This window comes from Streptomyces sp. NPDC005899 (genome assembly GCF_040629645.1).
Classification (GTDB): Bacteria; Actinomycetota; Actinomycetes; order Streptomycetales; family Streptomycetaceae; genus Streptomyces.
On the sequence record NZ_JBEXWB010000333.1, the window covers coordinates 1 to 6926 of the forward strand.

General features: G+C 70.4%; 5 protein-coding genes. 3 read left to right on the forward strand and 2 right to left on the reverse strand.

Going from position 1 to position 6926, the window contains the following annotated elements:
* Positions 1-72: 72 nt before the first annotated feature.
* Positions 73-2382 carry a bifunctional (p)ppGpp synthetase/guanosine-3',5'-bis(diphosphate) 3'-pyrophosphohydrolase gene (locus ABZ371_RS26715; RefSeq protein ID WP_358684119.1) on the forward strand — a complete coding sequence of 770 codons (2310 nt, stop codon included), beginning with the start codon at positions 73-75 and terminating at the stop codon, positions 2380-2382.
* 88 nt (positions 2383-2470) lie between these two features.
* On the opposite strand, the gene ABZ371_RS26720 is transcribed toward ABZ371_RS26715, so the two are convergent.
* Entirely contained in the window at positions 2471-3700 is a 1230-nt protein-coding gene (locus ABZ371_RS26720) for a DUF349 domain-containing protein (protein ID WP_358684112.1), read from the reverse strand.
* A gap of 188 nt (positions 3701-3888) precedes the next feature.
* Positions 3889-4677 (reverse strand): peptidylprolyl isomerase, encoded by a 789-nt coding sequence (locus ABZ371_RS26725; RefSeq protein ID WP_358684114.1) that lies wholly within the window; start codon positions 4675-4677, stop codon positions 3889-3891.
* A gap of 149 nt (positions 4678-4826) precedes the next feature.
* Here ABZ371_RS26725 and ABZ371_RS26730 point away from each other — a divergent pair, with 149 nt between their 5' ends.
* Positions 4827-5516, forward strand: a complete 690-nt coding sequence (locus ABZ371_RS26730; protein ID WP_358684116.1) for an MBL fold metallo-hydrolase — start codon at positions 4827-4829, stop codon at positions 5514-5516.
* Between the two features lie 15 nt (positions 5517-5531).
* A complete protein-coding gene (gene hisS, locus ABZ371_RS26735) occupies positions 5532-6794 on the forward strand; it encodes a histidine--tRNA ligase (protein ID WP_358684118.1) in 1263 nt (420 codons plus the stop codon).
* The last annotated feature ends 132 nt before the right edge of the window (positions 6795-6926 follow it).

Sequence of the window (6926 nt, forward strand, 5' to 3'; positions counted from 1 at the left end):
GTCCTGATCCTCGTGGCTGATTTCCCGAAGCCGCCCGCTCCCGAGCCGCCGGCTCCGGCGGCCACGCCGCCCGTGCGCTCCGGCGGTTCCTCCAACCGTGTCCGGGCCCGCCTCGCCCGCCTCGGCGTGCAGCGCTCCAGCCCGTACAACCCGGTCCTCGAACCCCTCCTGCGCACCGTCCGCGGCAACGATCCCAAGATCGAGTCCGCCACCCTGCGCCAGATCGAGCGGGCCTACCAGGTCGCCGAACGCTGGCACCGCGGGCAGAAGCGCAAGAGCGGTGACCCCTACATCACCCATCCGCTCGCGGTCACCACGATCCTCGCCGAGCTCGGCATGGATCCGGCCACGCTGATGGCCGGACTGCTGCACGACACGGTCGAGGACACCGAATACGGCCTGGACACCCTGCGCAAGGACTTCGGCGACCAGGTGGCGCTCCTGGTCGACGGCGTGACCAAGCTGGACAAGGTGAAGTTCGGCGAGGCCGCCCAGGCGGAGACGGTCCGCAAGATGGTCGTCGCCATGGCCAAGGACCCCCGGGTCCTCGTCATCAAACTGGCCGACCGCCTGCACAACATGCGCACGATGCGCTATCTCAAGCGGGAGAAGCAGGAGAAGAAGGCCCGCGAGACGCTGGAGATCTACGCGCCGCTCGCCCACCGCCTGGGCATGAACACCATCAAGTGGGAGCTGGAGGACCTCGCCTTTGCGATCCTCTACCCCAAGATGTACGACGAGATCGTCCGCCTCGTCGCCGAGCGCGCACCCAAGCGCGACGAGTACCTCGCCATAGTGACCGACGAGGTCCAGTCCGATCTGCGCGCCGCCCGCATCAAGGCCACCGTCACCGGGCGGCCCAAGCACTACTACAGCGTCTACCAGAAGATGATCGTGCGAGGCCGCGACTTCGCCGAGATCTACGACCTGGTGGGCATCCGCGTCCTCGTCGACACCGTCCGCGACTGCTACGCGGCGCTCGGCACCGTCCACGCCCGGTGGAACCCGGTCCCGGGACGGTTCAAGGACTACATCGCGATGCCGAAGTTCAACATGTACCAGTCCCTGCACACCACGGTGATCGGTCCCAGCGGCAAGCCCGTCGAGCTCCAGATCCGTACGTTCGACATGCACCGCCGGGCCGAGTACGGCATCGCCGCGCACTGGAAGTACAAGCAGGAGGCCGTCGCGGGTGCCTCCAAGGTCCGTACCGACGTCCCCAGGAACACCGGCGGCCGGGGCCAGGACACCGTCAACGACATGGCGTGGCTGCGCCAGCTCCTGGACTGGCAGAAGGAGACGGAGGACCCCAGCGAGTTCCTGGAGTCCCTGCGCTTCGACCTGTCGCGCAACGAGGTGTTCGTCTTCACGCCGAAGGGCGACGTCATAGCGCTGCCGGCGGGGGCCACGCCGGTCGACTTCGCGTACGCCGTCCACACGGAGGTCGGCCACCGGACCATAGGCGCCCGGGTCAACGGACGTCTCGTGCCGCTGGAGTCGACGCTCGACAACGGCGATCTGGTCGAGGTGTTCACCTCCAAGGCGGCCGGCGCCGGGCCCTCCCGCGACTGGCTGCAGTTCGTCAAGTCGCCCCGGGCGCGCAACAAGATCCGCGCCTGGTTCTCCAAGGAGCGGCGCGACGAGGCGATCGAGCAGGGCAAGGACGCCATCGCGCGGGCCATGCGCAAGCAGAACCTGCCGATCCAGCGGATCCTGACCGGCGATTCGCTGGTCACCCTCGCCCACGAGATGCGCTACCCCGACATCTCGTCGCTGTACGCGGCGATCGGCGAGGGCCACGTCGCCGCGGCGGGGGTCGTCCAGAAGCTCGTCCAGGCGCTCGGCGGCGAGGACGCCGCCAACGAGGACCTGGCGGAGAGCTCGCCGCCTTCGCACGGGCGCAACAAGCGCCGCGCCAAGGCGGATCCCGGTGTGGTCGTCAAGGGCGTCGAGGACGTCTGGGTCAAGCTGGCCCGCTGCTGCACGCCCGTACCGGGCGATCCGATCATCGGATTCGTCACCCGGGGGAGCGGGGTCTCCGTGCACCGCGCGGACTGCGTCAACGTCGACTCGCTGTCCCAGCAGCCGGAGCGGATCCTCGACGTCGAATGGGCACCCACCCAGTCGTCGGTCTTCCTCGTCGCCATCCAGGTCGAGGCTCTCGACCGCTCCAGGCTGCTCTCCGACGTCACCCGCGTCCTGTCCGACCAGCACGTCAACATCCTCTCGGCGGCCGTGCAGACGTCCCGCGACCGGGTGGCCACCTCACGCTTCACCTTCGAGATGGGCGACCCCAAGCACCTGGGCCACGTCCTGAAGGCCGTGCGCGGTGTGGAGGGCGTCTACGACGTCTACCGGGTCACCTCGGCCCGCAGGCCGTAGCGAGCAGCGGACGCACGAGAGGGGCTCCTGTACGCGACACGTACAGGAGCCCCTCTCGTGCGGACGGAAGCGTCCGGCCCCGGGGGCCTCAGCCGCCGAACTCCTCCAGGCCCTTCAGCGCCTGGTCCAGCAGCGCCTGACGGCCCTCGAGTTCGCGCGAGAGCTTGTCGGCCCGCGCGTTGTTGCCCGAGGCGCGTGCCGTGTCGATCTGCGTGCGCAGCTTGTCGACGGCGGCCTGGAGCTGACCGGTCAGACCCTCGGCGCGGGCCCGCGCCTCCGGGTTCGTCCGGCGCCACTCGGACTCCTCGGCCTCCTGGAGCGCCCCCTCCACCGCCTGCATCCGCCCCTCGACCTTCGGGCGGGCGTCACGGGGCACATGGCCGATGGCCTCCCAGCGCTCGTTGACGGCACGGAAAGCGGCCCTGGCCGCCTTCAGATCCGTCACCGGCACCAGCTTCTCGGCCTCGGCCGCGAGCTCTTCCTTGAGCTTGAGGTTCTCGCCCTGTTCCGCGTCACGCTCGGCGAAGACACCGCTGCGGGCCGCGAAGAACACGTCCTGCGCGCCGCGGAAGCGGTTCCACAGCTCGTCCTCCGCCTCGCGCTGGGCGCGCCCGGCCGCCTTCCACTCCGTCATCAGGTCGCGGTAGCGGGCGGCTGTCGTGCCCCAGTCGGTGGAGCCGGAGAGCGACTCGGCCTCGGCGACCAGCTTCTCCTTGACCTTGCGGGCGTCCTCCCGCTGGGCGTCCAGCGCGGCGAAGTGGGCCTTGCGGCGCTTGGAGAAGGCGGACCGGGCGTGCGAGAAGCGGTGCCACAGCTCGTCGTCCGACTTGCGGTCGAGACGCGGCAGCCCCTTCCACGTGTCGACGAGCGCCCGCAGCCGCTCGCCGGCGGACCGCCACTGCTCGCTCTGCGCCAGCTCCTCGGCCTCGACGACGAGCGCCTCCTTGGCGCCGCGCGCCTCGTCGGCCTGCTTCGCCTTCTCGAGCCTGCGCTCCTCGCGCCGGGAGTCGACCGTCGCGACGAGTGCGTCCAGCCGCTTGGCGAGCGCGGCGAGGTCACCCACCGCATGGTGCTCGTCGACCTGCTGACGCAGGTGCCCGATCGCCGCCGTGGCGTCCTTCGCCGACAGGTCGGTGGTCTTCACCCGCCGCTCGAGGAGGCCGATCTCGACCACCAGGCCCTCGTACTTGCGCTCGAAGTAGGCCAGGGCCTCCTCCGGGGAACCGGCCTGCCACGATCCGACGACCTGCTCGCCCTCGGCTGTACGCACGTACACGGTGCCCGTCTCGTCGACACGGCCCCACGGGTCGCTGCTCACAGCGCCTCCTCCACCTGATGCATCGAGGGGGTTCGCCCCCCGTGCATCGTCCACAGTTTCCTGGGGCGGGCAGCGCCCGCCCTGCACAACGCCAATCTAGGCGACCGGCCGCCCGGCTGTCCGCACTCAGCGCGGCCGAAATTATCCGGTGCGCACCGGGGAGCCGGGCGGAGCGGCCGCCCGGCCGGTCAGGCCTTCCCGACAGCCGCCTTCTCGATCGTGACGGCCTTCTTCGGAGCACCGTCGGCCGCCCCACCGGTGACGCCGGCCTCGGCGATCTTCTTCACGGCCTTCAGGCCGGCCTCGTCCATGGTGCCGAACGGCGTGTAGCTGGGCGGCAGTTTGGTGTCCTTGTAGACGAGGAAGAACTGGCTGCCGCCGGTCCCCGGCTGGCCGGTGTTCGCCATCGCGACCGCGCCCGCCGGATAGGTCACCGAACCGTCGGAGCCCGCCTTCCCCAGTGCCGTCAGGTTCTCGTCGGGGATCGTGTAGCCGGGACCGCCCGTGCCGTCGCCCTTGGGGTCGCCGCACTGCAGGACGAAGATGCCCTCGGTGGTCAGGCGGTGGCACTTCGTACCGTCGAAGTACCCCTTGTCCGCCAGTGCCTTGAACGAGTTCGTGGTGTGCGGGGTCTTCGCCGCGTCCATCGCGATCTCTATGTCGCCCTGGCTGGTCTTCAGCGACATCGAGTACTTCGCCTTCTTGTCGATCTTCATCGCGGGCTCGGGCGCAGCGCTCTCGCTCGCCGAGGGCGACGCGGACGGGCTCGCCGCCGCCTCCGCGGCCTTCTTGCCGTCGCCGTCGTCGCCGTCGAGGGAGACGTACGCGCCCGCGCCGATGACCGCCACCACGGCCACCGACGAGGCGATGATCACCGTGAGACGCCTGGTCCTCCGGCGCGTCTCCTCCCGGCGCTGCTGCTGCCGCTCGAACTTCTCCCGGGCGAGCTGCCGCCGCCGCTGATCGCTGCTGACCACCGGTTGGTCTCCTTGTACGTCGTGTGATCGGGCCTGGGTTGCCCCGTACGGTATATGGGTTAGCTGTGGAATGAGGAGCGCCGGTAGGCTCTGATCTGCCGCAATCCTCTCCGCGGCCCTCCCGCTACGGACGAACACTAAGGACGATCGTGCTCATTGCCGGGTTCCCCGCCGGGGCCTGGGGGACCAACTGCTACCTGGTCGCCCCCGCCGCAGGCGAGGAGTGCGTGATCATCGACCCCGGCCACCAGGCCGCCCAGGGCGTCGCGGACGCGCTGGAGAAGCATCGGCTCAAGCCCGTCGCCGTCGTGCTCACCCACGGCCACATCGACCATGTCGCCTCGGTCGTCCCCGTCTGCGGCGCCCACGACGTCCCCGCGTGGATCCACCCCCGGGACCGGTACATGATGAGCGACCCGGAGAAGGCACTCGGCCGCTCCATCGGGATGCCGCTCATGGGGGAGCTGACCGTGGGCGAGCCCGACGACGTCCGGGAACTGGCCGACGGGGCCCGGCTGGAGCTGGCCGGCATGGAGTTCGGTGTCGCGCACGCGCCCGGGCATACCAAGGGGTCGGTGACGTTCAGGATGCCCGAGGCCGCGGACGTGCCGCAGGTCCTCTTCTCGGGCGACCTGCTCTTCGCCGGCTCCGTCGGACGCACCGACCTGCCCGGCGGCGACCACGCCGAGCTGCTCGAGTCGCTGGCCCGTGTGTGCCTGCCGCTCGACGACTCGACCGTGGTGCTGTCCGGCCACGGACCCCAGACGACCATCGGCCGCGAGCGCGCCTCCAACCCGTACCTGCACGGACTGGACACAGCGCCCCGCCGAGGAATGTGACGAGAGAAAAACACCGTGAGCACCTTCCAGGCCCCCAAGGGCACGTACGACCTCATCCCGCCGGACTCCGCGAAGTACCTGGCGGTGCGCGAGGCGATCTCCGCACCCCTGAAGAACTCCGGCTACGGCTACGTCGAGACGCCCGGTTTCGAGGACGTCGCCCTCTTCGCGCGCGGAGTCGGTGAGTCCACCGACATCGTGTCCAAGGAGATGTACGCCTTCGAGACCAAGGGCGGCGACAAGCTGGCGCTGCGCCCCGAGGGCACCGCGTCCGTGCTGCGCGCGGCGCTGGAGGCCAACCTGCACAAGGCGGGCAACCTCCCGGTCAAGCTCTGGTACTCCGGCTCGTACTACCGCTACGAGCGCCCGCAGAAGGGCCGTTACCGCCACTTCTCGCAGGTGGGTGCCGAGGCGATCGGGACCGAGGACCCGGCGCTGGACGCCGAGCTGATCATCCTGGCCGACCAGGCGTACCGTTCGCTCGGCCTCGCGCGGTTCCGCATCCTGCTGAACTCGCTGGGCGACAAGGAGTGCCGCCCCGTCTACCGCGAGGCGCTCCAGGGTTTCCTGCGCGACCTGGACCTGGACGAGGAGACCCGCCGCCGCATCGAGATCAACCCGCTTCGGGTGCTCGACGACAAGCGGGCCGACGTCCAGAAGCAGCTGACCGGCGCTCCCATGCTGCGCGACTACCTCTGCGACGCCTGCAAGGCGTACCACGAGGAGGTCCGCGACCTGCTGACGGCGGCGGGCGTGGTCTACGAGGACGACGAGAAGCTGGTCCGCGGCCTCGACTACTACACGCGCACGACCTTCGAGTTCGTCCACGACGGGCTCGGCTCCCAGTCGGCGGTGGGCGGCGGAGGCCGCTACGACGGCCTCTCCGAGATGATCGGCGGCCCCGCGCTGCCGTCCGTCGGCTGGGCCCTCGGGGTGGACCGCACGGTGCTCGCCCTGGAGGCCGAGGGTGTCGAGCTCGACCTGCCCGCCACCACCAGCGTGTACGCCGTCCCGCTCGGCGAGGAGGCCCGGCGCGTGCTCTTCGGCCTGGTCACGGAGTTGCGCAAGGCCGGGGTCGCCACGGACTTCGCGTTCGGCGGCCGGGGGCTCAAGGGCGCGATGAAGAGCGCCAACCGCTCGGGCGCCCGCTACACCGTCGTCGCCGGTGAGCGCGATCTCGCCGAGGGCAACGTCCAGCTCAAGGACATGGAGTCCGGCGAACAGCAGGCCGTCGCGCTCGACGACCTGGTGGCCGTCGTCCGGGGCAAGCTCGCCTGATCCCGCCCGCCTCCGCACCGTGCCCGCCCGGTCCGCCCGGGCGGGCACGGTGCGTGGAGGGGACCGGCCCGCCCGGGAACGTCAACCGTGGCGGCGCTGCGTTCATCCCATGGGACGGTTCGGCGTGGAACG